19 protein-coding genes are annotated in these 20,756 nt (G+C 68.2%); 9 read left to right on the plus strand and 10 right to left on the minus strand.

What is annotated here, in order from left to right:
- Window positions 1–40: 40 nt before the first annotated feature.
- Both ACCD11_RS19540 and ACCD11_RS19545 read right to left on the minus strand, forming a co-directional pair.
- Window positions 41–586, minus strand: a complete 546-nt coding sequence (locus ACCD11_RS19540; protein WP_413315115.1) for a TlpA family protein disulfide reductase — start codon at window positions 584–586, stop codon at window positions 41–43.
- Window positions 587–1,183: a hypothetical protein gene (locus ACCD11_RS19545; RefSeq protein WP_413315116.1), complete on the minus strand. Its 597-nt coding sequence runs from the start codon at window positions 1,181–1,183 to the stop codon at window positions 587–589.
- Window positions 1,184–1,294: 111 nt separating this feature from the next.
- Here ACCD11_RS19545 and mpl point away from each other — a divergent pair, with 111 nt between their 5' ends.
- Together mpl and ACCD11_RS19555 are read left to right on the plus strand one after the other, a co-directional pair.
- Window positions 1,295–2,698: a UDP-N-acetylmuramate:L-alanyl-gamma-D-glutamyl-meso-diaminopimelate ligase gene (gene mpl / locus ACCD11_RS19550; RefSeq protein ID WP_413315117.1), complete on the plus strand. Its 1,404-nt coding sequence runs from the start codon at window positions 1,295–1,297 to the stop codon at window positions 2,696–2,698.
- Window positions 2,695–3,204 (plus strand): cupin domain-containing protein, encoded by a 510-nt coding sequence (locus tag ACCD11_RS19555; RefSeq protein WP_007831420.1) that lies wholly within the window; start codon window positions 2,695–2,697, stop codon window positions 3,202–3,204. The genes mpl and ACCD11_RS19555 overlap by 4 nt, the downstream gene beginning before the upstream one ends.
- Here the strand turns inward: ACCD11_RS19555 and ACCD11_RS19560 are convergent.
- The 6 genes from ACCD11_RS19560 to ACCD11_RS19585 all read right to left on the minus strand — a co-directional run bounded on the left by ACCD11_RS19560 (window position 3,201) and on the right by ACCD11_RS19585 (window position 10,482).
- A complete protein-coding gene (locus ACCD11_RS19560) occupies window positions 3,201–4,319 on the minus strand; it encodes a 3-deoxy-7-phosphoheptulonate synthase (RefSeq protein WP_056597427.1) in 1,119 nt (372 codons plus the stop codon). The two genes, ACCD11_RS19555 and ACCD11_RS19560, sit on opposite strands and share 4 nt — an antisense overlap.
- Window positions 4,320–4,547: 228 nt before the next feature.
- On the minus strand, window positions 4,548–5,081 hold the full coding sequence (locus ACCD11_RS19565) for a hypothetical protein (RefSeq protein ID WP_007831416.1): 534 nt from the start codon (window positions 5,079–5,081) through the stop codon (window positions 4,548–4,550).
- Between the two features lie 46 nt (window positions 5,082–5,127).
- Complete coding sequence (gene tldD, locus ACCD11_RS19570) at window positions 5,128–6,588, minus strand: metalloprotease TldD (protein ID WP_413315118.1); 1,461 nt, start codon at window positions 6,586–6,588, stop codon at window positions 5,128–5,130.
- Window positions 6,589–6,709: 121 nt separating this feature from the next.
- Complete coding sequence (gene rodA / locus ACCD11_RS19575; RefSeq protein ID WP_007831412.1) at window positions 6,710–7,864, minus strand: rod shape-determining protein RodA; 1,155 nt, start codon at window positions 7,862–7,864, stop codon at window positions 6,710–6,712.
- Between the two features lie 32 nt (window positions 7,865–7,896).
- A complete protein-coding gene (locus ACCD11_RS19580) occupies window positions 7,897–9,741 on the minus strand; it encodes a sensor histidine kinase (protein WP_413315119.1) in 1,845 nt (614 codons plus the stop codon).
- 6 nt (window positions 9,742–9,747) lie between these two features.
- Window positions 9,748–10,482 (minus strand): response regulator transcription factor, encoded by a 735-nt coding sequence (locus ACCD11_RS19585; RefSeq protein WP_042673104.1) that lies wholly within the window; start codon window positions 10,480–10,482, stop codon window positions 9,748–9,750.
- A 359-nt stretch (window positions 10,483–10,841) separates the two neighbouring features.
- Between ACCD11_RS19585 and ACCD11_RS19590 the strand changes: the two genes are divergently transcribed.
- From ACCD11_RS19590 to mtgA, 5 genes are all read left to right on the plus strand, one after another.
- Window positions 10,842–11,435 (plus strand): YqiA/YcfP family alpha/beta fold hydrolase, encoded by a 594-nt coding sequence (locus ACCD11_RS19590; protein WP_042673102.1) that lies wholly within the window; start codon window positions 10,842–10,844, stop codon window positions 11,433–11,435.
- A 138-nt stretch (window positions 11,436–11,573) separates the two neighbouring features.
- The gene (locus ACCD11_RS19595) at window positions 11,574–13,631 is read left to right on the plus strand and encodes a ribonuclease catalytic domain-containing protein (protein WP_413315120.1); all 2,058 of its coding nucleotides are present in this window, start codon (window positions 11,574–11,576) and stop codon (window positions 13,629–13,631) included.
- Window positions 13,632–13,680: 49 nt separating this feature from the next.
- Window positions 13,681–14,535 carry an energy transducer TonB gene (locus ACCD11_RS19600; protein ID WP_413315121.1) on the plus strand — a complete coding sequence of 285 codons (855 nt, stop codon included), beginning with the start codon at window positions 13,681–13,683 and terminating at the stop codon, window positions 14,533–14,535.
- Window positions 14,536–14,565: 30 nt separating this feature from the next.
- Window positions 14,566–15,426, plus strand: coding sequence for a shikimate dehydrogenase (gene aroE, locus ACCD11_RS19605; RefSeq protein ID WP_413315122.1), 861 nt, complete (start codon window positions 14,566–14,568; stop codon window positions 15,424–15,426).
- Window positions 15,423–16,166, plus strand: a complete 744-nt coding sequence (gene mtgA / locus ACCD11_RS19610; protein WP_413315123.1) for a monofunctional biosynthetic peptidoglycan transglycosylase — start codon at window positions 15,423–15,425, stop codon at window positions 16,164–16,166. Before aroE ends, mtgA begins: the two co-directional genes overlap by 4 nt.
- On the opposite strand, the gene ACCD11_RS19615 is transcribed toward mtgA, so the two are convergent.
- A complete protein-coding gene (locus ACCD11_RS19615; protein ID WP_413315124.1) occupies window positions 16,132–16,557 on the minus strand; it encodes a DUF2809 domain-containing protein in 426 nt (141 codons plus the stop codon). The genes mtgA and ACCD11_RS19615 overlap by 35 nt on opposite strands.
- Here ACCD11_RS19615 and ACCD11_RS19620 point away from each other — a divergent pair, their 5' ends adjacent.
- Both ACCD11_RS19620 and ACCD11_RS19625 read left to right on the plus strand, forming a co-directional pair.
- Entirely contained in the window at window positions 16,558–17,415 is an 858-nt protein-coding gene (locus tag ACCD11_RS19620) for a lysophospholipid acyltransferase family protein (RefSeq protein WP_413315125.1), read from the plus strand. It begins immediately after the preceding gene.
- Window positions 17,416–17,427: 12 nt separating this feature from the next.
- Window positions 17,428–18,417 carry a phosphatidate cytidylyltransferase gene (locus ACCD11_RS19625; protein WP_007831391.1) on the plus strand — a complete coding sequence of 330 codons (990 nt, stop codon included), beginning with the start codon at window positions 17,428–17,430 and terminating at the stop codon, window positions 18,415–18,417.
- Between the two features lie 149 nt (window positions 18,418–18,566).
- Here ACCD11_RS19625 and ACCD11_RS19630 read toward each other — a convergent pair whose 3' ends face one another.
- Window positions 18,567–20,642: a hypothetical protein gene (locus ACCD11_RS19630; protein WP_413315126.1), complete on the minus strand. Its 2,076-nt coding sequence runs from the start codon at window positions 20,640–20,642 to the stop codon at window positions 18,567–18,569.
- Window positions 20,643–20,756 lie beyond the last annotated feature (114 nt).

Consider the following 20,756-nt stretch of genomic DNA (forward strand, 5'->3'; position numbering starts at 1 on the left):
TTCGGCTTTCGGCGTCTAACGCCAGCGTAAGGAAGTGATTCTAACCGTGAACCAGTTCACGCCGCCAAGTGTTCAGGTCGGCAGCATCGAGCTTGCCCATTTTACGGGCGGCCACGGAGCCGTTCGCATTCAGGACCAGCGTGAAGGGCAAACCGCCGCCCGTGTTGCCTAGATTCTTGACCAGCTCCGTGCCCTGCAAGCCGGCCAGGCCCGTCGGATAGGTCACCGGCGTACGCTGCAGGAACTTGCGCACGGCACTCGGCTGGTCGATGGCCAATCCGACCACTTGCCAGCCATTAGCACCCTGTTCGCGGAAAAAGGCGTCGATCAGGGGCATTTCCTCAACGCATGGCGGGCACCACGTCGCCCAGAAGTTGAGCAGCAGCGGCTTGCCGCGCAAGCTCGACAGCACGAGGTCACCACCCTCCGGCCGCTCGAAACTCTGGGCCCAGAAGGCCGCGTCGAGCATCTCACCGCCCGCGCCGCTGCTGCGCTCCTTCCACCAGGCGCCGCCAAACCCGGCGGCCGCAGCCGCTGCCGCCACGCCGGCATAAAGCATGCCGCGTCGGGTGGGCGAAGAATTCATTCACTTGTCCTTTTCTTGTTCGATCAGTCGGCGCAGCGCAGCCAGGTCGCCACGCGGCGCGCGCCCCTGGGCGTCGGGCTTCAGGGCACCGCGCAGGTCGTCGAGGTCGTAGACCAGCAGGTGCACGCCGATCTCCTCGCCGAGCGCGCGGCTCGGAGCATGCACGCTCAGGGCCTCGACCTGCTCGCCGTGGAAGCCGGTCACCATGCGCGGCTCATAGTCCACATGGTGATCAATTAAGGCGATTTCGGCCGATTTGGAGTCATCGCAGAACAACTGAATATAAATATCCGACAACCGTGTCGCCGTTCCGTGCCACACGGCACCGCCCACATGGGGGCGGAACGCGGCCATGCGCTCCATCCACTCGAGCGCGAGCAGCCGCAACACATGCAGTTCCTGAGGCTGGGTATCGGCGCAGAAAAGCTCGATGTACTCGCGCACCTCGGCCTCGACCTCGTCGTTGTTCGGCAGCGCGGTGCGCGCCGAAAGGCCCAGGTCGCGCAGGGCCCGGCGCTTGGCCGGGCCGTATTCCAGCCCCTCCTCGACGACGAGGCGGGCAGCAGCAGCGGCAATTTCACGCTTGGACGTGTCCATCGGGGCATTTTGCCCGCAGCGGGCGCCCCTCACATGAACATCAGTACGAAGAGCGGGAGAAACACGCGGCCCCGGCACGGGCGCGGCATGCCGCTTCCCTAGAATCGACCGATGCACATTCATATTCTGGGTATCTGCGGCACGTTCATGGGCGGCGTGGCCGCCCTGGCGCGCGAGGCAGGCCACCGGGTCACGGGCTGCGACGCCGGCGTGTACCCGCCGATGAGCGACCAGCTGCGCGCCCTCGGCATCGACCTGATCGAGGGTTTCGGCGCCGAGCAGCTCTCCCTGGCACCGGACATGTTCGTGGTCGGCAACGTGGTGTCCCGGGCGCGGCTGCCTGACGGCAGCCCCAAGTTCCCGCTGATGGAGGCCATCCTCGACGCCGGCAAGCCCTACACCAGCGGCCCGCAATGGCTGGCCGAACACGTGCTGCTGGGCCGCCATGTGCTGGCCGTGGCCGGCACGCATGGCAAGACGACGACCACGTCGATGCTGGCCTGGGTGCTGGAAAAAGGCGGCAAGGCACCCGGCTTCCTGGTGGGCGGCGTGCCGCTGGACTTCGGCGTCTCGGCCCGGTTGGGCGACGGCCCTGCCTTCGTGATCGAGGCCGACGAGTACGACACGGCCTTCTTCGACAAGCGCAGCAAGTTCGTGCACTACCGGCCGCGCACCGCCGTGCTGAACAACCTCGAGTTCGATCATGCCGACATCTTCGACGATCTTGCCGCCATCGAACGCCAGTTTCATCACCTCGTGCGCACGGTGCCGGGCACCGGCCGGGTGGTGGTGAACGCTGCCGAAGAAAGCCTGCAGCGTGTGCTGGCCCAGGGCTGCTGGAGCGAACTCGCGCGCTTCGGTGCCGGCGGCGAATGGCAGGCGCGCGGCTCGCACGACGCTTTCGACGTGCTGCAGCAAGGCGAAGTCGTCGGCCGGGTCGAATGGGAGCTCTCGGGCCTGCACAACCAGATGAATGCGCTGGCCGCCATCGCCGCGGCCGAGCACGTGGGTGTGGCGCCGGCCGAAGCGGCCCGGGCGCTGGGCAGCTTCCGCAATGTGCGCCGGCGCATGGAACTGCGCGGCACGGTCGAGCACAACGGCGGGGCGATCACGGTCTACGACGATTTCGCGCATCATCCGACGGCCATCCGCACCACGCTCGACGGCCTGCGCCAGAAGCTCGACGCGGCCGGCAAGCAAAGTGAGCGCATCCTCGCGGCCTTCGAACCGCGCAGCAACACGATGAAGCTGGGCGTCATGGCAGCGCAGTTGCCGTGGAGCCTGGAGTCGGCCGACCTGTCGTTCTGCCACACGGCGGGGCTCGACTGGGACGCGGCGGCGGCGCTTGCGCCGATGGGCGCGCGCGCGCAGGTGGCCGGGGCCATCGAGCCGCTCGTGAGGCAGGTCGTGGCCGCCGCCCGGCCGGGCGATCACATCGTCTGCATGAGCAACGGCGGCTTCGGCGGCGTGCACGACAAACTGCTTGCGGCGCTACGCGCCACCCACGCATCATGAGCGCCATGCGCGCGCGTGAGCTGATCGACGCCCTGAAGCTCCAGCCCCACCCCGAGGGCGGCTGGTATGCCGAGGTGTTCCGATCGCCCGCCAGCGTGGAGCCCGTCGACGGCCGCGCGCCCCGCAGCGCGCTGACCAGCATCTACTTCCTGCTCGAAGCAAACCAGCATTCGCGCTGGCATCGGGTGCTGTCCGACGAGGTCTGGGTTCATCTTGAAGGCGTGCCGCTGGCACTGTGGACCTGCGACGCCGCGATGCGCACGGCGCCGGCCCACGTGAAGCTGGGCCCAGTCGATGTGCACGGCACGCGTCCCCAGCACGTGGTGCCCGCCGGCCAATGGCAGGCCGCCCGGCCGATTCAGGGCCACAGCTCGGGCGACTACACGCTGGTCGCCTGCATGGTCGGGCCCGGCTTCGATTTCGCCGACTTCTCGATGGTGCCGACCGACAGCAGCGAGGCTGCGTCGATGCGGCACCACTGGCCCGACCTGGCCGAAATGCTTTAACCCCGGCGCTGCTTGACCGCTTGCGACAGCGTGTCGAGCACCTGCACCGAATCGTCCCAGCCGATGCAGGCGTCGGTGATGCTCTTGCCGTACTCGAGGCCCGACAGCTGGTCCTTGCCCGGCGTGAACTTCTGGGCGCCCGGCTGCAGGTGGCTTTCGACCATCACGCCGAACACGCGGTTGGAGCCGCCGGCGATCTGCGCAGCGATGTCCTTCGCCACGTCGATCTGCTTCTGGTGCTGCTTGGAGCTGTTGGCGTGGCTGCAGTCGACCATCAGCGTGGGCGGCAGCTTGGCGGCTTCCAGGTCCTTGCAGGCGGCCTCGACGCTGGCGGCGTCGTAGTTCGGCGCCTTGCCGCCACGCAGGATCACGTGGCAGTCGCGGTTGCCGTTGGTCTGCACGATGGCGACCTGGCCATTCTTGTGCACCGACAGGAAGTGATGGCCGCGCGCCGCCGCCTGGATGGCGTCGGTGGCGATGCGGATGTTGCCGTCGGTGCCGTTCTTGAAGCCGATCGGAGCCGACAGGCCCGAGGCCAGTTCGCGGTGCACCTGGCTTTCGGTGGTGCGCGCGCCGATGGCGCCCCAGGAAATCAGGTCGCCGATGTACTGCGGCGAGATCACGTCGAGGAACTCGCTGCCCGCCGGCAGGCCCAGGCGGTTGATGTCGATCAGCAGCTGGCGCGCGATGCGCAGGCCTTCGTCGATGCGGAAGCTCTCGTCGAGGTACGGGTCGTTGATGAGGCCCTTCCAGCCGACCGTCGTGCGCGGCTTCTCGAAGTACACGCGCATCACGATCTCGAGCGTGCCGGCGTATTTCTCGCGCTCGACCTTGAGGCGGCGGGCGTATTCGAGCGCGGCGGCCGGGTCATGGATCGAGCAGGGACCCATGATCACCAGCAGCCGGTCGTCCTTGCCGGCCATGATGTTGTGGATGCTGCGGCGCGTGCCTTCGATCAGCGTTTCGACCGGCGTGCCGCGGATCGGGAAGAAGCGGATCAGATGTTCGGGAGGGGGCAGCACGTTGATGTCCTTGATGCGTTCGTCGTCGGTCTTGCTGGTTTTTTCGACGCTCGCATACCAGCTGTCGCTGGCGGGGGCAGTGTTCGTGCTCATGGGTGCTTCCTTGTTGGAGTGAATGTCGTCAGGGCATAAAAAAACCGCCGGGGGCTTGAGGCCACCGGCGGTTTTGGGAGGGTGTTCGTTTGCTTTACGCGCTCGCCTCTCGTCCGCCGGAAACCGGGAACCAAAAGTAGGCAAAGAAATAAGCGCGAAGAGCGGACATGGAGGCGAAATGTAGCACGGAAAGAAAAATCCCGGTCAAGCGGCCGGGACGTGCGTTGTTTATCGGTAGCCCGATTCGTTCGGGTTGTGGATGATCCAGATCAGGTTGCCGCTGGAATAGTCGCCCATGCCGCCGCCCGCGAAGACCAGCCGCCCCTGCCCCTTGTAGGTCATTTCGTAGCGGTGGCGGTCGCTGCCGAAATAGAACGGAATGAAGGCCTTGCCGGTGACGTAGGCCCCCTGGTCGGTCGGCGGGCCCGCGAGGTCCGTGACCTGCCTGGCGCTCATGCCGATCTGCAGGCGCGCGAACTTGCTGTTGCGCGCCGGGTTGCCGGTGATCTCGCCTTCGTAGCCGTTCAGGCCCTTGACGGTGCGGCCGCTGCCAGCCTCGACCTTGGAGGAATCGACCACGTTGCCCTGGGCATCCATGCCGGCCTTCGCGCCGCCGCGGGCCGGTGCGGCGGGAGCGGCCGCGGGTGCCGGCGCAGCCGCGCCCTGGCTGCCGCCGCGCGACGCGCAGCCTGCGCCTGCCAGCGCCACCGCTGCAGTCACGGCCCACAGGGTCGCGGACGAATTGATCCTGATCCTCATCATCGAAAGCTCCTTCCTAGTTTGTGAAGGAGCGCAGCTTAGCAAGCTCTCAGGCCGTTCCGCCTACGGTCAAACCATCGATGCGCAGGGTCGGCTGGCCGACGCCCACGGGCACGCTCTGGCCTTCCTTGCCGCAGGTGCCGACGCCGGAGTCGAGCGCCATGTCGTTGCCGATCATGGTCACGCGGGTGAGCGCGTCGGGGCCGTTGCCCACGATGGTCGCGCCCTTCACGGGGTACTGGATCTTGCCGTTCTCGACCCAGTAGGCCTCGCTGGCCGAGAACACGAACTTGCCGCTCGTGATGTCGACCTGCCCGCCGCCGAAGTTGGTGGCGTACAGGCCCTTCTTGATGCTGGCGACGATTTCCTTCGGGTCCTTGTCGCCGCCGAGCATGTAGGTGTTCGTCATGCGCGGCATCGGCACGTGGGCGTAGCTCTCGCGGCGGCCGTTGCCGGTGGGCTTGACCTTCATGAGGCGCGCGTTGAGCGCATCCTGGATGTAGCCCTTGAGGATGCCGTCCTCGATCAGCACGTTGCGCTGGCTGGCGTTGCCCTCGTCGTCGACGTTGAGCGAGCCGCGGCGGTCGGCAATGGTGCCGTCGTCGAGCACGGTGACGCCCTTGGCCGCCACGCGCTGGCCGATGCGGCCCGAGAATGCGCTGGAGCCCTTGCGGTTGAAGTCGCCCTCGAGCCCGTGGCCGATGGCCTCGTGCAACAGGATGCCGGGCCAGCCGGAGCCGAGCACCACGGTCATTTCGCCGGCCGGGGCCGGGCGCGCGTCGAGGTTGGTCAGCGCGGCCTTCACGGCGTGGTCGACGTATTCGGCGATCTGCTCGTCGGTGAAATAGGCCAGGCCGAAACGCCCGCCGCCACCACCGGAGCCGATTTCGCGACGGCCGTTCTGCTCGGCGATCACGGTGACCGACAGGCGCACCAGCGGGCGCACGTCGGCGGCCAGCGTGCCGTCGGCGCGGGCCACGAGCACCACGTCGTATTCGCTTGCGAGGCCGGCCATGACCTGCGCGACGCGCGGATCGCGCGAGCGGGCCAGTTTTTCGACCTTTTCGAGCAGCTTCACCTTGGCGGTGCTGTCGAGCGTGGCGATGGGGTCGATGCCGTCGTAGAGCGAGCGGCTGGAGGCGATCTTGCGGGTCGCCGTCTTCACGCGGCCGGTGCGGCCAGCGGAGGAAATGGAGCGGACCGTGCGCGCCGCGTCGAGCAGCGAGGCTTCGGAAATATCGTCGGAGTAAGCGAAGGCGGTTTTCTCGCCACTGACCGCGCGCACGCCAACGCCCTGGTCGATGCTGAAGCTGCCGGTCTTGACGATGCCCTCTTCGAGGCTCCAGCCTTCGCTGCGGGTGTACTGGAAGTACAGGTCGGCGTCGTCCACCCGGTGCGCGGTGATCTCGGCCAAGGCCTTGCTCAGGTGCGATTCGTCGAGTCCGAACGGCGTGAGCAGGAGCTGTTGCGCCGTGGCGAGGCGCTCGATGGTGGGTTCGCGAGAGATCATTTCAGGATTCTATGGCTCGCCCCCAGGCTGCGCGCACTTCGCGTCGCTTCGCCTTCCCCCTGCCGGGGACACCGGAGGCCCGGCAAGGCCGGTTCCCCGGTGTTCCTGGCCTGGGGGCGCGCTAGCTTTGAGCCAGTTTTCGGGCCCGGGCGATAGACATCAGGATGCCCAGCCCCAACCCGAGCGTCACCATGGCGGTGCCGCCGTAGCTGATGAACGGCAGCGGCACCCCCACCACCGGCAAAATGCCGCTGACCATGCCCATGTTCACGAAGGCATAGGTGAAGAAAATCATCGTCACCGCTCCCGCCAGCAGGCGCGAGAACAGGGTGGCCGCGTTGGTGGCGATGACCAGCCCGCGAAAGACCAGCAGGATGAAGGCCGAGATCAGCGCCAGGTTGCCCATCAGCCCGAACTCCTCGGAATACGCGGCAAAGATGAAGTCGGTGGTGCGCTCGGGAATGAACTCGAGGTGCGTCTGGGTGCCCTGCATGAAGCCCTTGCCGCCCACCCCGCCCGAACCGATGGCGATCATCCCCTGGATGATGTGGAAACCCTTGCCCAGCGGGTCCTTGCTGGGGTCGAGCAGCGTGCACACGCGCTGCTTCTGGTAGTCGTGCAGCACGCGCCAGTCGACCCCGTCAGCGCACAGCCTCGACTCGAAACCCACGATCAGCGTGACGGCCACCGCGCCGATCAGCACCGGCGGCACGATCAGCTTCCATGGCAGCCCGGCAAAGAAGATCACCGCCAGCCCGGCCGCCAGCACCAGCAGCGAGGTGCCGAGGTCGGGCTGCTTCATGATGAGGCCGACCGGCACCGCCAGCAGCACCGTCGCCACCACGAAATCGAGTGGCCGCAACTGGCCCTCGCGCCGCTGGAACCACCAGGCCAGCATCAGCGGCATCGCGATCTTCAGGATTTCGCTGGGCTGGATCACGACGCCCACGTTGATCCAGCGCGTGGCGCCCTTCTTGGTGATGCCGAACAGCGCCACCGCCACCAGCAGGGCCACGCCCATCGTGTAGAGCGGCACGGCCGCCAGCATCAGCCGCTGCGGCGGCACCTGCGCCACCGCGAACATGATGAAGCCGGCCAGCAGCATGTTGCGGCCATGGTCGACGAAGCGCGAGCCGTGGTCGTAGCCGGAGGAATACATGGTCAGCAGCCCGGCGAACGCGAGCAGCAGCACGGCGAAGGCCAGAAAGCCGTCGAAGCCCTGGAAGATGGGCGCGATGCGACGCGCCAGGGAGGGCTGGTTGAACACGGCAGACATGGGGGCGGATTATCCCTGCCCCGCCAGCCCCCTCAATCGAATTCGAGCTGAACGACCGTGCGCCCGGGTCGGCTTTCCACCGCCAGCCGGGCCCCGATGGCCCCCGAGCGCTCCGCCAGCGACCGCGGCAGGTGCTTCACCGCGTCGAAGCCCTTGCCGTTGTCGATCACCCGCAGCTGCACCGTCTTGCCCTGCATGCCGGCTTCGAACCGCAGCACGGTGGCCTGCGCATGCTGCAGCACGTTGGAGATCGCCTCGAACAGCAGGAACTGCAACTGCCGCATGCCCAGCGCGTCGAGCCCTTCTACCGGCTCCACCTCGTCCACCGCCCATTCGAACTCGATGCCCGCCGCCGCCAGCCGGGGTTCCAGCCGGTAGCGCGCCGCCGCCAGCAGCGCGCCCACGTCGCCCGGCGGCAGGTGGATCGAATCGATCGACAGCTTCAGCTGGTCCAGCGAATCGCGCAGCGTGCGCAGCAGATCGCCCGAGCTGCTCTGGCCTGACTGCAGCTGCCGGATCGCCGAGCTGATGTGCGAGCCCACGCCGTCGTGCATCTCGCGCAGGATGCGTTCGCGCTCGTGGGTGCGCGCCTGGTCGCGCGCCGCCGCTTCGAGCTCTGCGTAGGTGGCCGCGAGCTCGCGCTCGCGCTGGGCCACCCGCTCGGCGAGCGCCGCGACCGAGCCGCGCGCCTGCACGCTCGCCGCGCGAAAGCGCCGCAGCACGATCAGCAGCAGCGCCACGCCGAAGAACACCGACGAATAGCGCACCCAGGTGGTCTCGCCATAGGCGTCGCCGAGGCGGATCACCAGCCAGTCGCGCGTGCCGAAGGCCACCGTCACCAGGGCAGCGCCGGCCACCAGCAGCTTCTCGGCGTTCGGCTTGCGCAGGGTGGCAACCGCGAAGGCGCCGGCGAAGGCCAGGACGAAAACGATCTCGACGGCGAGCCAGCCGGTGAGCCACATCGGCTCGTCGCGCTGCAGCGACAGCGCAATGGACAGCACCGTCCCCGCCACGACGCCCGCGATCGGCCAGCGCACCCACCGGCCGCGGCGCTCGCGCGCCCATCCCGCAAGGTGATAGACGAACATCATGGAAGAGGCTGCCCAGCCCGCATAGCAGGCGGCCATCAGCACGCCCCATGGCCCCCAGGACAGCGGCGGCTCCGCGATCACGCCGTCGGCCACCCGCAGCGCCCAGCAGAACTCGGCCAGCGCGGCCCAGAAGTAAATGCCGTCGCGCCGCTGCGCGCCCCTGGCATCGGCGTCGACCTGCGTCAGCCACAGCGCCAACGCGATGCCGCCCACGATCAGGCTGAAGGCCATCAGCAGCACCGAGCCGGTGAAGCGCCATGCGTAGGCACTCTCGAAGAGTTCGTTGCGCACCGGCGTGGCCGGCCCGATGACCACCCGCGAAAGCCCCGCGCGCCGCGCGGTGTCGGCGCGCAGCCGGATCTGCAGGAGGTTGTCGCCCGTTCGCAGCAGGCGCCCGGGCACCGGCACGTAGATGGGCGCCTTGGCGTAGTCGGCATCATTGCCGCGGCTCAGGTCGCCGTAGACCTGCAGCAGCGCGTCGTTGAGCTGCACCTCGAAAACGTTGCCGACGCGCGGGATGAAGATGCCCCACGGTGTCTCGGGCACGGCCTCGAGCCTGAACGGCAGATCGAAGCTCGCCAGGCCGGGACGCCCCTGGTGCCGGCGGTCCCAGTGGTAGGGCAGCTCGACAGGCCCCGTGCGCGTGGTGCCGTCGACAGAGGTCGTGACGGTGCCCTGGCGCAGTTCGATCGGTGCCTCGTACGCGGCCGCGCCGCAGACGCCGGGGATACCCGCGAAGAGCATCGCCAGCCAAAGCACCAGCAGCAGCACCCGACTTGGTCGCATCTGCGTTCAGCCCGGATGAGACAACAGGCCGAGACGCGTCGCTTCGAAAACCGCCTCGCTCTTGGAATGCACGGCGAGCTTTCCGTAGAGATTCTTGATGTGGGTCTGCACCGTGTGCACGCTCAGTCCTTTGAGCCGCGCGATTTCCGCGTACGAGAAGCCGCGAGCGATGAGCGTCAGCACCTCGTGCTCGCGCGCCGACAGCAGGCCGCGGTCGGACTCTTCCGCGGCGGCTTCGGGCGCTGCCCCCGGCGCCGCGCCGGGAGGGGCCGCCGATTGCAGGCTGCGGTACTTCGCGAGCACGCGCCGCGCGATCATGGGCGAGATCGGGGAGGCGCCAGCCTTCATCTCCACGATGGTCTGCGCGATGTCCTCCGGTGCGGCGTCCTTGTGGATGTAGCCCACGGCCCCTGCTTCGATGCTGGCGAGCACGTTCTCCTCGTCGCCGAAGACCGACACCACCAGCGGCTCGCAGCCAGGAAAGCGCGCGACCGCGTCCCGGATCACATCGAGGCCCGTGCCGTCGGGCATGCCGAGGTCGACCAGCAGCACGTCGGGAATGGTGGCGGTGCGGGCCAGCCATCCCAGCGCTTCCTGCACCGTTCCGGCGCTGCCGAGCCAGAAAAGGCGTGGGCTGCGCTGCACGCTGGCCTCGAAAAAGGCGCGCGCGCGGCTGTCGTCTTCGACAACGAGCACACCCCAGCGGTGCAGCGTCGCGTCCTCCTGAGCCTCAGTGTTCATGGGCAGAGCATAAGCCTCGGCGCCCCCACCGAATCCGTACGCGCCTACCCGGTTCATGGGATGCACATCGCAAGGCTCCACGAAACCGCGCTTTTCCGAGGCGAGCCCCTCTCTCGCATGTGACGTAGCCCGAACGCAGGCCACCTGCACCCCTTGGCCATCACATGAGTACTTTTGGATTCCGCGTACACAGGGTGCCCACGCGCCCCAGGCCTCAGTAAGCTATAGCGTTCCCGAAGAACCCCCGCACAGCGGGCTTTTCGTATGTTGGAAGCGGCCTCGCGAGAACAGACCTCATGCAGAATTACCCGGTCCCGCCAAGCGAGGTGCAACAGCCGCACCTCCCGTCCTTTCCTCGCATGGATGCGCACACCACTCACCTGCTCTATCTGCACGGCTTCCGTTCTTCGCCTCGTTCGACCAAGGCCCGGATCGTCGCGGAACGCGTGGCGCAGCGCCACCCGAACCTGCAGTGGTGGTGCCCGCAATTGCCGCCGTCGCCGCACGATGCCATCGACATGGTGATGAAGGGCATCGCGCATTGGCCGCGCAAGTCGATGGCGGTGGTGGGCTCGTCGCTCGGCGGGTACTACGCGACCTACGTGGCCGGCATGACGCGCTGCCGCGCGGTGCTGCTCAATCCGGCCGTGCATCCCGCACGCGACCTCACGCGCTATATCGGCGACCAGACCCTCTGGCACGACCCGGCCGAGCATTTCTACTTCCGCCCCGAATACATCCACGAACTGCGTGCGATGGAAGTCGGCCCGCTCACGCGGCCCGAGCGCGTCTTCGCCATCATCGCCAAGGGCGACGAAGCGCTCGACTGGCATGAGATGTCCGCGCGCTATCCCGACAGCAACATCAAGCTGCTCGAAGGCAGCGACCACGCCCTCTCCGACTTCGAGAAAGCGCATCTCGACGACGTCATGGCGTTCATCAACCCGATCTAGGTACACCCCCGGGCTTCGCGCACTTCATGTCGCTGCGCCAATCCCCTTGCAGGGGGCGATGCCTGCGGCCCGGCAAGGCCGGTTCCACCGCATCCTGGAATTGGATCGCGCCGGTTTTCAGCGTGGGACAATCGAGGGATGTTTGTATTGTTTGAAGAAGCCGGCAAGTACCTCGGCGGCCGCGTGCTGTCGGAGGCCGAGGCGTCGGCACAGGTCGAACTCGACACCGGCAAGCGCGTAAAGGTCAAGGGCGCCAACATCGTGCTGCGTTTCGAGAAACCGTCGCCCGCCGACCTGATCGCCGAGGCGCGCACGCTCGCCGCCGCCATGGACCTCGACCTCGCCTGGGAATTCGCGGCCGAGGGGGAATTCGGCTTTGCCGATCTCGCAGCCGATTATTTCAGCGACAAGCCCTCGCTGGCGCAGCAGGCCGCCGCCCTGTTCGCGCTGTTCGAGGCGCCGCACTATTTCCGCCGCGCGGGCAAGGGGCGCTTCAAGAAGGCGCCGGCCGAGATCGTGCAGCAGGCGTTGGCCGCCATCGAGAAGAAAAAAGCCATCCAGGCGCAGATCGCCGAATGGGCCGCGCAGTTGGCCGAAGGCGTGTGCCCCGCACCGGTGCGCGAGCAGCTCTACAAGATCCTGTTCCGCCCCGACAAGAACGCCCCCGAATACAAGGCCGTGGTCGACGCCTCGCGCGCCACGCAGCGCCCGCCGCTCGATCTGCTGGAGCGCGCCGGCGCCATCGACTCGCCCTACCAGTTCCACTGGCGCCGCTTCCTGTTCGAGAACTTTCCCAAGGGCACCGGTTTTCCCGCGCTCGCGGCACCGGCCATCGTGGACGACCTGCCGGTGGCGTCCGGCTTGCAGGCCTTCTCGATCGACGATTCGCAGACCACCGAGATCGACGACGCGCTCTCGGTGCAAGGCTTGGGCACGGGCACCGTCACGGTCGGCATCCACATCGCGGCGCCGGCTCTGGCGCTGACGCCGGGCAGCGCCATCGACAACGTGGCGCGTGCGCGCATGTCGACGGTCTACATGCCGGGCTACAAGATCACGATGCTGCCCGACGACGTGGTCAACACCTACACCCTGCTCGAAGGCGGTGACCGGCCTGCCGTGTCGCTCTATGCGCGCTTCGACGAAGCCACGCTGGAACTGCAAGCCACCGAAACGAAACTGGAGCGCGTGCCGATCGTGGCCAACCTGCGCCACGACCAGCTCGACAGCGTCGTCACGCAGCCTTGGCTGGAGGACGGCGCGTTCCAGAGCGACGACACGCCCGAAGCCGCCGCGAACCTGCGCGCCCCGCTCTCCTTCCTGTTCCGCCTCGCCAAGCAGTTGAAGGCGCAGCGCGAGGTGGTGCGCGGCAAGCCCGAGAACTTCAACCGGCCCGACTACAACTTCCGCCTCGTCGGCAACGACGGCGAGCCCACCGGCAGCGAGCAGGTGCAGATCAGCACGCGCCAGCGCGGCGCGCCGCTCGACCTGATCGTGTCCGAGGCGATGATCCTGGCCAACAGCAGCTGGGGCGGCTGGCTCGGCGAACTGGGCGTGCCCGGCCTCTACCGCAGCCAGGCGAGCCTCGCGCCCGGCATCAAGGTGCGCATGGGCACGCGCGCGCTGCCGCATGCGGGCCTGGGCGTGAAGAGCTACGCGTGGAGCACCTCGCCGCTGCGCCGCTATACCGACCTCGTGAACCAGTGGCAGATCATCGCGGCGGCGCGCCACGGCAAGACCGCTGCACTGGCCGCGCCTTTCAAGCCGAAGGACGCCGACCTGTTCTCGATCCTCTCCGGCTTCGACGCGGCCTATGCCACGTACAACGCCTACCAGGGCGGCATGGAACGCTTCTGGACGCTGAAGTACCTGCAGCAGCAGGGCATCACCGAACTCGAAGCCACCGTCATCAAGGACCTGCCGAACGGCGCGCTGGTGCGTGCCGACACGCTGCCGCTGGTGTTCCCGGTGGCCGGCCAGCAGGAACGCGGCGCACGGCTGCGCGTGAAGCTCGGCGAGATCGACGAGATCGCGCTCGACGTGACCGGCACCGTGCTCGAACGCCTCGACGCGCCGAAGGCCGATGCGGCCGTCGACGAAGAGAGCGGAGAGGAAGAAGAGGTGGTCGCAGGCCCGATCGCCATTGCCGTCGACCTGAGCGACAGCGAAGCCGCACCCGAAAACACGCCAGCATGAACTTCGGCAGATCGTCCGGAGAAATGCGCCCCCTGGAGGAATTTCGAGAATGAACTTCAAGGACCTCAGCACGCTGCAGATTGCACTGGGCGTGTCGGTCATTGCGCATGCCGTGCTGCTCGCGGTGCGCTTCGTCGATCCCGAATCGTTCAACAAGGTCTTCAGCGACACGCCGCTCGAAGTGATCCTGGTCAACACAAAGACCAACGACAAGCCCGACCCCAGCGCCCGGCTGCGGGCGCAGACCTCGCTTGCGGGCGGCGGCGACCTCGACAAGGGCCGCGCGACCAGCCCGCTGCCGCCGTCGAGCTTCACCACCGTCGGCGATTCGTTCGAGGACGCGCAGCGCAAGGTCGATGCGATGCAGACCGAGCAGTTGCAGATGCTCACCCAGCTCAAGCGAGAGCTCGCCGCAATGCCTGCGCCCGACCCGCGCAACCCCGGCGACCCGACCGAGGCCACGGCGCAGGAAGAAAAGCGCCGGCAGATGATCAACCTGCTGGCCGAGATCGAGCGCCGCGTGAACGAGGAAAACGCACGCCCGAAGAAGCGCTTCCTGAGCCCCTTCACGCGGGAAGCGGCCTTCGCGAGCTACGTGGACTCGCTGCGCCGCCGGGTGGAAGCGCAGGGCACAGCCAACTTCCCGACGCTCGCCGGCAAGAAGCTCTATGGCGAGCTCACGATGACTATCACGGTCAACTTCGACGGCCGACTGCTCTCGACGGTGGTCGATGAAAGCTCGGGCACTCCCGTGCTGGACCGGCGCGCCCAGGCCATCGTTGCCAGCGTCGGCAACTTCGGCAAGTTCACCGATGCGATGCGCAAGGAGCATGCGGACCAGATCGTGATCCGGCCGCACTTCCGGTTTGCACACGACGGGTCGGTCGAACTCTCCTCGCAGTAGACGACAAGAAAACCCAAGGAGGCAGACGCCATGGACCTGTACTGCGTCATGGGCAACCCGGTCGAGCACAGCCGCTCGCCCGGCATCCACGCGCGTTTTGCCGAACTCTGCGGCCAGCAGCTGGACTATGGCCGGCGGCTGATTCCGCTCGGCGCCTTCGCCGAAGGCATCGCGGCCTTTCGCAGCGAAGCCGCCGAACGCGGCGACACCGCGCGCGGCTGCAACATCACGGTCCCCTTCAAGTTCGAAGCCGCTGCGCTGGCGCAGCACACCAGCGAACGCGCCCTGCTCGCGCAGGCGGCCAACACGCTACGCTTCGACGCCGACGGCAGCATCCATGCGGACAACACCGACGGCATCGGCCTGGTCAACGACATCGTGCGCAACGCGGGCGTGCCGCTGAAAGGCAAGGCGCTGCTGCTGATCGGTGCGGGCGGTGCGGCAGCCGGCGTGCTCGGCCCGCTGCTCGATGCGGGCGTCTCGCGCGTCGTGGTCGCGAACCGCACCCTCGGCAAGGCCGTCGAGCTGGTGCGCCGCCATGCGGCCCTCGCGCTGCGCCATGGCGCCTCGCTCGAGGCCTGGGCGCTCGACGAAGTGCCGGGCGCCTTCGACGTGGTGGTCAACGCCACCGCCTCCAGCCTCGCGGGCGATGCGGTGCCGGTGACGGCCAGCGTGCTGCGCGCCGGCGGGCTCGCGGTCGACATGATGTACGGCCCCGCGGCCGCGGGCTTCATGGACTGGGCCGAGGCGCATGGCGCGGTGGCGCGCGACGGGCTGGGCATGCTCGTCGAGCAGGCGGCCGAGTCGTTCGAGATCTGGCGCGGCGTGCGCCCGCCTTCCGCACAGGTGCTGGCCGAAGTGCGCGCATCGCTCGCCGCTGCGAAAAAATGAAAGCCGTGCTGCGCCTGATCGCCTGCCTCGTGGTGGCGGGCGCGGCACTCGAGCTGTTCTTCGTGGCGCGCATCGCGGCAATGGCCGTGGTCGATCCGCAGAGCACCGCGTTCCAGCGCTCCGAAGCCTTCCAGATTGCCATCCACCAGGGCAGCGGCGGCGGCTGGCGGCAGCAGTGGGTGCCCTATTCGCAGATCAACGACACGCTCAAGCGCGCCGTCATCGCGAGCGAGGACGCCGGCTTCGTCGACCACAACGGGGTGGAGTGGGAAGCCATCGAGCGCGCGCGCCAGCGCAACGCCAAGGCCGAGGAGCTGGCCGCCAAACGCGCGGCGCGCGCCTTGGCACGCGGCAAGCCGGTGCGGCCCGTGCAGCTGCGCGGCGGATCGACCATCACGCAGCAGCTCGCGAAGAACCTGCTGCTGTCCAGCGAACGCACCTTGCTGCGCAAGGGCCAGGAGCTGGTGCTCGCCACGCTGCTCGAAGTGCTGCTGGACAAGCGGCGCATCCTCGAGATCTATCTCAACAATGTCGAGTGGGGCGAAGGCGTGTTCGGTGCCGAGGCGGCGTCGCAGCACTACTTCCGCAAGCCTGCCTCGCGCCTGAGCACCAGCGAGGCCGCGCGCCTCGCGGTGATGCTGCCGAGCCCCAGGTTCTTCGAGCGCCGGCTCGGTTCGCCCTACCTGAGCGGGCGGGCGTCGACGGTCATGGCACGGATGCCTGCGGCCGAACTGCCCTGAGCGTGCCGCGCAGGCCTTCGATGGCCAGCACCGCACCGAAGCCGATCACATAGGCCAGCACGTCCCACCAGTCGGCCGTGCTGCCGAGCACGATGCGCAAGGCGCGATTCGGGATGTGCAGGTGCCACGCCGCCGCGAGGTATTGCCCGAGCTCGACCGCGAGCCCCACGCCCAGCGCGGCCAATGCCAGCGGCCATACGCGTGCGGCGATCGCGGTCCTGAAGACGAAGTACACCCACACCACGGCCAGCACGTCGCCGAAGAAGCTGCGCAGCCAGCCCCAGCGCGCGCCGACGGTGGCCAGCAGCACGAGAACGAAGAACAGGGCCGCCGCCCACACGAGTGAAAGAGGATCGAGACGCCATCGCATGGCCCGTATCATCGCGCCCATATGCTGGCAAAGCTCACGGGTTGGTTGTTGTTGGGAATCGTCCGGTTGCTCACAGGCGCCCAGGCGCGCTGGTATGGCTGTCCGCCGAAGGCCGAGCAGCGCATCTACTTCGCCAACCACCAGAGCCATGCCGACCTGGTGATGATCTGGGCGGCGCTGCCCGAGGAGCTGCGCAGCATCACGCGGCCGATCGCGGCGCGCGACTACTGGGCCAACACGCCGGTCAAGCGCTGGATCACGACGGAGGTGTTCAACGCGGTGTACGTGGAGCGCCAGGCGGCGCCTGCTGCGACGGCATCCCCTGCCCCTGTGGCGGTCGAGGCCCCGCCGCCAGCGCCCGCTGCGCGAGCCGTCGCTCCCTCACCGGCCGAGCGCATCGAGCCGTCGATGGAGCCCCTGCTGCCATTGACGACACCGGAACCGCCCGCCGAGACGGTGCCCGAAGCGCAAGGCCGGCTCGACCTGCCGGAGCCCCCTGCCCCGCCGCCTCCGTCGGCAGAACCCGAAGCCCCGCCCGTCGCGGCAGCTCCTGCGCCCGATCCGCTTGCGCCCCTCGTCGAAGCCCTGCGAAGCGGCGACTCGATCATCATCTTTCCCGAGGGCACGCGCGGCCACACGGGCGAGCCGCAGAAGTTCAAGTCGGGCCTCTACACGCTAGCCACGATGTTCCCAGAGGTGGTGCTGGTGCCCGCCTGGATCGACAACGTGCAGCGCGTGATGCCCAAGGGCGAGATCGTGCCAGTGCCCATCCTCTGCTCGGTCACTTTCGGCGCGCCGATCCGTGTCGAAGAAGGCGAAGAGCGCCGGCCCTTCCTTGATCGTGCGCGTGCCGCGGTGATTGCCTTGCGCGATGTCTGAAATGACCGACAGATGAACCAGTTCCTGCGCAGCCTCACCCCGACCCAGCAGGTCGCTGCACTCTTCCTCATCGTCTTCGGCCTGCTCGCAATCGTGAGCGCCACCGCGTTCTTCCTCACCTTCCGGGAGCGCCGAAACCCCGTGCACGACGCCGCCTGGCAGGCCGAGTTGGCGCACTTCCGCGCGCTGCTGGGCACCACCTGGTTCATGGTGATCATCTTCTGGATCGGCTGGGCGCTGGGCGAAACCGTGGCCACCGTGCTGTTCGCGCTGATTTCCTTTTTCGCGCTGCGCGAGTTCATCACGCTCTCGCCCACGCGGCGCGGCGACCACCGCAGCCTGATCCTGGCCTTCTTCGTGGTGCTGCCGATCCAGTTCTGGCTGGTGGCCACCGCGCGCTTCGACCTGTTCACCGTGTTCATCCCGGTCTACGTGTTCCTCGCGATCCCGGTGGCGAGCGCGCTGGCCGACGACCCGAGCCAGTTCCTCGAGCGCAACGCCAAGCTGCAGTGGGGCATCATGGTCTGCGTCTACGGCATGAGCCACGTGCCTGCGCTGCTGCTGCTGAGCTTTCCGGGCTACGAAGGCAAGAGCGCGTTCCTCGTGTTCTTCCTGGTGTTCGTGGTGCAGACCTCGGTGCTGGTGCAGCACCTGATCTCGCGCCGCATGCAGCGCACGCCCTTCGCGCCCAACGTGAGCCGCAGCTTCAACTGGACCAGCTGGGGTATCGGCATCGTCGTGGCCAGCCTGGTGGGCGCGCTGTTCTCGTTCATCACGCCGTTCAGGTTCGGGCAAGCGCTGGCGGTATCGGTCATTGCCTGCATCGCGGGATCGATGGGGCACCTCGTGATGAAGGCACTCAAGCGCGACCGGGGGATTCCGAACTGGGGCCAGAAGGGCGTGGGCGTGACGGGAGCCAACGGCCTTCTCGACCGGGTCGATGCGCTGTGCTTCGCCGCCCCGATCTTCTTCCACTCGATCCGCTGGTACTTCAACGCCTGAACGTGGCACACCCCCAGGCTGCGCGCACTTCGTGTCGCTTCGCCAACCCCCTTGCAGGGGGCAATACCTGCGGCCCGGCAAAGCCGGTTCCGCGGTATTCCTGAAAGAACTCCGGAGACAGTTCAGATTCGAGTGTCGGGTGACCTCGCTCAGGCCTTGCGTCGCACCACGCGGTCGAAGGCCTCCTTGGCCTTTCGGCCGAACGCCCTGGCCTTCAGCGCCTGCAGCTCGCGCATGAGGCGCGCGCGCTGCTCGGCCGACAACGCCGTGCCGAAGCGCCCCAGCGCGGCTTCGAGCGCCGCGCGCTGCGCCTCGACGCGACCCTGCCGGCCCTCGGCCTCGGCCAGCCATTCGCAGGCATTGGCGACGCGCTCGCGCAGCGCGGCATCGCCCGAATCGCCGAAGCGCGCGATCAGCGCGCGGTAGGCCTTGGCCTGCCCCACGGGGTCGCCGAGCTTGTCGAGCGCCTTGGCCTTGTTGATCATCGACTTGGCGGCCCACAGCTGCAGCGTGCCTTCCCTCGCACCGGTGGTGCGAGCAATGGCCTCGTCGTAGCAGTCCACGGCCGCCTTGAGCTGGCCGGTCTGGCGCAGCGTGGCGCCCTTGCGGAACAGCGCACCGACCACGCGCCCGCGCAGGTCCGGCAACTCGGAGTTGCCCCAGCGCGCGACGATCTGGTCGTGCACCCGCATCCCGTCGTCGTGCAGGCCGAGGCGGTCGAGCGCGGTGCTCTTGTATTGCAGGCACAGCGCGACGGTCTCCTGCATCTCCGTGGACGGGTCGGCGCCGTAGCGCGCGTCCATCGCATCGGCGGCAACGACCACTTCGGCGAAGCGCTCCAGCGCGACCAGGCAAAAGGCCTTGTGGACCAGCGCCCGCGCGCACTGCCGGCGCAGCTCGGGGTGCGGCGACGCGCCATGCGCGGCCAGCACCTCGTCGAACAGCGCGATGGCCTCGTTCGATTCGCCGGCATCGCCATGCTTGCGGCCCTGCCTGACCTTGTCGCGCACTTCGTCGCGCAGCTCGGACGGCAGTTCCGGCAGGTTGCCGGCGGCATCGGCCTTGCGCAGCCGCTTCAGGCAGGCCTGGCGGCCGGCGGTGGCCTTGTCCAGGGTGTCCTGCAGCTCGGGCGTGAGAGCGCCCCGCAATTGCTTCGCGAGCTGCTCGTACACGGCGAGCGCCTCTTCGGCCCGGCCGAGCCGTTCGAGCAGCACGAAGCCCTTGTTGAGCAGCGCGCCCGCCACGGTGCGCTGCACCCCGGCATCGGAGTCCGCGCCGAAGGTGGCGAGCAACCGCTCGCAGGCGGCCAGCGCGGCCTCCCCGTCATCCTGCTCGCGCAGGCCCACCGACCAGTCGTAGGCACGGCGCACGGCCATGCGGCGTACCTGCGCCGAGGCATCGCGGCCGTAGCGCTCGAGCAGCCAGCCGACCAGCTCGGCGCGGTTCGCATGCTCGTCGATGCCGAACCCGTCGAAGAACAGGGTCAGCGCCCGCACGCCCTCGATGCGCAGCTCGGGCGCCGCGTCCTCAAGGCCGGCCTCGATCTGGTCGGCCACCGCCAGGCACATCACCTGGGCCTGCGCATGCTGCGCCAGCTCGCGCAGGTTCAGCACCGAGGCCAGGCGCGCGCGCGCCACGCGCAGCACCACGCCCGGCTCGGTGCTGCCGTCGAAGCGCTCGATTACCGCATCGAGCGTGGCCAGTGCGTCCTGCGGCAGGCCGCGGTGATGTTCGATCTCGGCCTTGAGCAGCCGGGCCTCCACGCGCCAGGCGTCGAGCGCGGCATCGGGCTGGCTGTCGAGCAGTTCGCTCATGGCGTCGCAGGCCTCGCAGCGCGCCGCGGGCTCGTCGATCCACCAGGTGCGCTGGTACAGCGCATGGGCGATGTGCTCGCGGATCCCGGGCTCGCCGCGCTGGCCGTGCGCGGCGATCAGGCGGTCGAGGGTGGCGAGCGCATCGGCGGGGCGGTGCATCTGGCGCAGCATGTGCGCCAGCAGGCGCAGCGCCTGGCAGCAGGGCACGACCACGCCGGCCTCGGGCATGGCCGCGAATTCGTCGAGCAGCCAGGTGCAGCCGGCCAGCGCCTCGTCGCGGCGGCCCAGGTCGTTGAGCAGTTCGACGCGCCGGAAGCTCGCGGCTGCGCGTTCAGCGGGGTGCTGCAGGCGTTCGAGCAAGGCTTGCGCCTCGTCCAGTTGCCGCTGCGCGGAGGACTCGACTACATTCACATTCGCTTCCTTGTGTGGCGCGCCCTGCGGGAAGCGGGGCAGACTGTACGAATCGGCACGGATTCTGCCCGCGATCGCGCGGCTTTCCAGCGCTGGCTCGGTCCTTCTCTCTCC

The organism is Variovorax sp. Varisp36 (assembly GCF_047304235.1).
Lineage (GTDB): Bacteria > Pseudomonadota > Gammaproteobacteria > Burkholderiales > Burkholderiaceae_C > Variovorax.

Coding starts and splice junctions, on each gene's coding strand:
- ACCD11_RS19590 (WP_042673102.1), top strand. CDS start 10,842: ATGGATGCGCACACCACTCACCTGCTCTATCTGCACGGCTTCCGTTCT.
- ACCD11_RS19600 (WP_413315121.1), top strand. CDS start 13,681: ATGAACTTCAAGGACCTCAGCACGCTGCAGATTGCACTGGGCGTGTCG.
- mpl (WP_413315117.1), top strand. CDS start 1,295: ATGCACATTCATATTCTGGGTATCTGCGGCACGTTCATGGGCGGCGTG.
- ACCD11_RS19585 (WP_042673104.1), bottom strand. CDS start 10,482: ATGAACACTGAGGCTCAGGAGGACGCGACGCTGCACCGCTGGGGTGTG.
- tldD (WP_413315118.1), bottom strand. CDS start 6,588: ATGATCTCTCGCGAACCCACCATCGAGCGCCTCGCCACGGCGCAACAG.
- ACCD11_RS19595 (WP_413315120.1), top strand. CDS start 11,574: ATGTTTGTATTGTTTGAAGAAGCCGGCAAGTACCTCGGCGGCCGCGTG.
- ACCD11_RS19615 (WP_413315124.1), bottom strand. CDS start 16,557: ATGGGCGCGATGATACGGGCCATGCGATGGCGTCTCGATCCTCTTTCA.
- ACCD11_RS19620 (WP_413315125.1), top strand. CDS start 16,558: ATGCTGGCAAAGCTCACGGGTTGGTTGTTGTTGGGAATCGTCCGGTTG.
- ACCD11_RS19565 (WP_007831416.1), bottom strand. CDS start 5,081: ATGATGAGGATCAGGATCAATTCGTCCGCGACCCTGTGGGCCGTGACT.
- rodA (WP_007831412.1), bottom strand. CDS start 7,864: ATGTCTGCCGTGTTCAACCAGCCCTCCCTGGCGCGTCGCATCGCGCCC.
- ACCD11_RS19580 (WP_413315119.1), bottom strand. CDS start 9,741: ATGCGACCAAGTCGGGTGCTGCTGCTGGTGCTTTGGCTGGCGATGCTC.
- ACCD11_RS19545 (WP_413315116.1), bottom strand. CDS start 1,183: ATGGACACGTCCAAGCGTGAAATTGCCGCTGCTGCTGCCCGCCTCGTC.
- ACCD11_RS19540 (WP_413315115.1), bottom strand. CDS start 586: ATGAATTCTTCGCCCACCCGACGCGGCATGCTTTATGCCGGCGTGGCG.
- mtgA (WP_413315123.1), top strand. CDS start 15,423: ATGAAAGCCGTGCTGCGCCTGATCGCCTGCCTCGTGGTGGCGGGCGCG.
- ACCD11_RS19555 (WP_007831420.1), top strand. CDS start 2,695: ATGAGCGCCATGCGCGCGCGTGAGCTGATCGACGCCCTGAAGCTCCAG.
- ACCD11_RS19560 (WP_056597427.1), bottom strand. CDS start 4,319: ATGAGCACGAACACTGCCCCCGCCAGCGACAGCTGGTATGCGAGCGTC.
- ACCD11_RS19625 (WP_007831391.1), top strand. CDS start 17,428: ATGAACCAGTTCCTGCGCAGCCTCACCCCGACCCAGCAGGTCGCTGCA.
- aroE (WP_413315122.1), top strand. CDS start 14,566: ATGGACCTGTACTGCGTCATGGGCAACCCGGTCGAGCACAGCCGCTCG.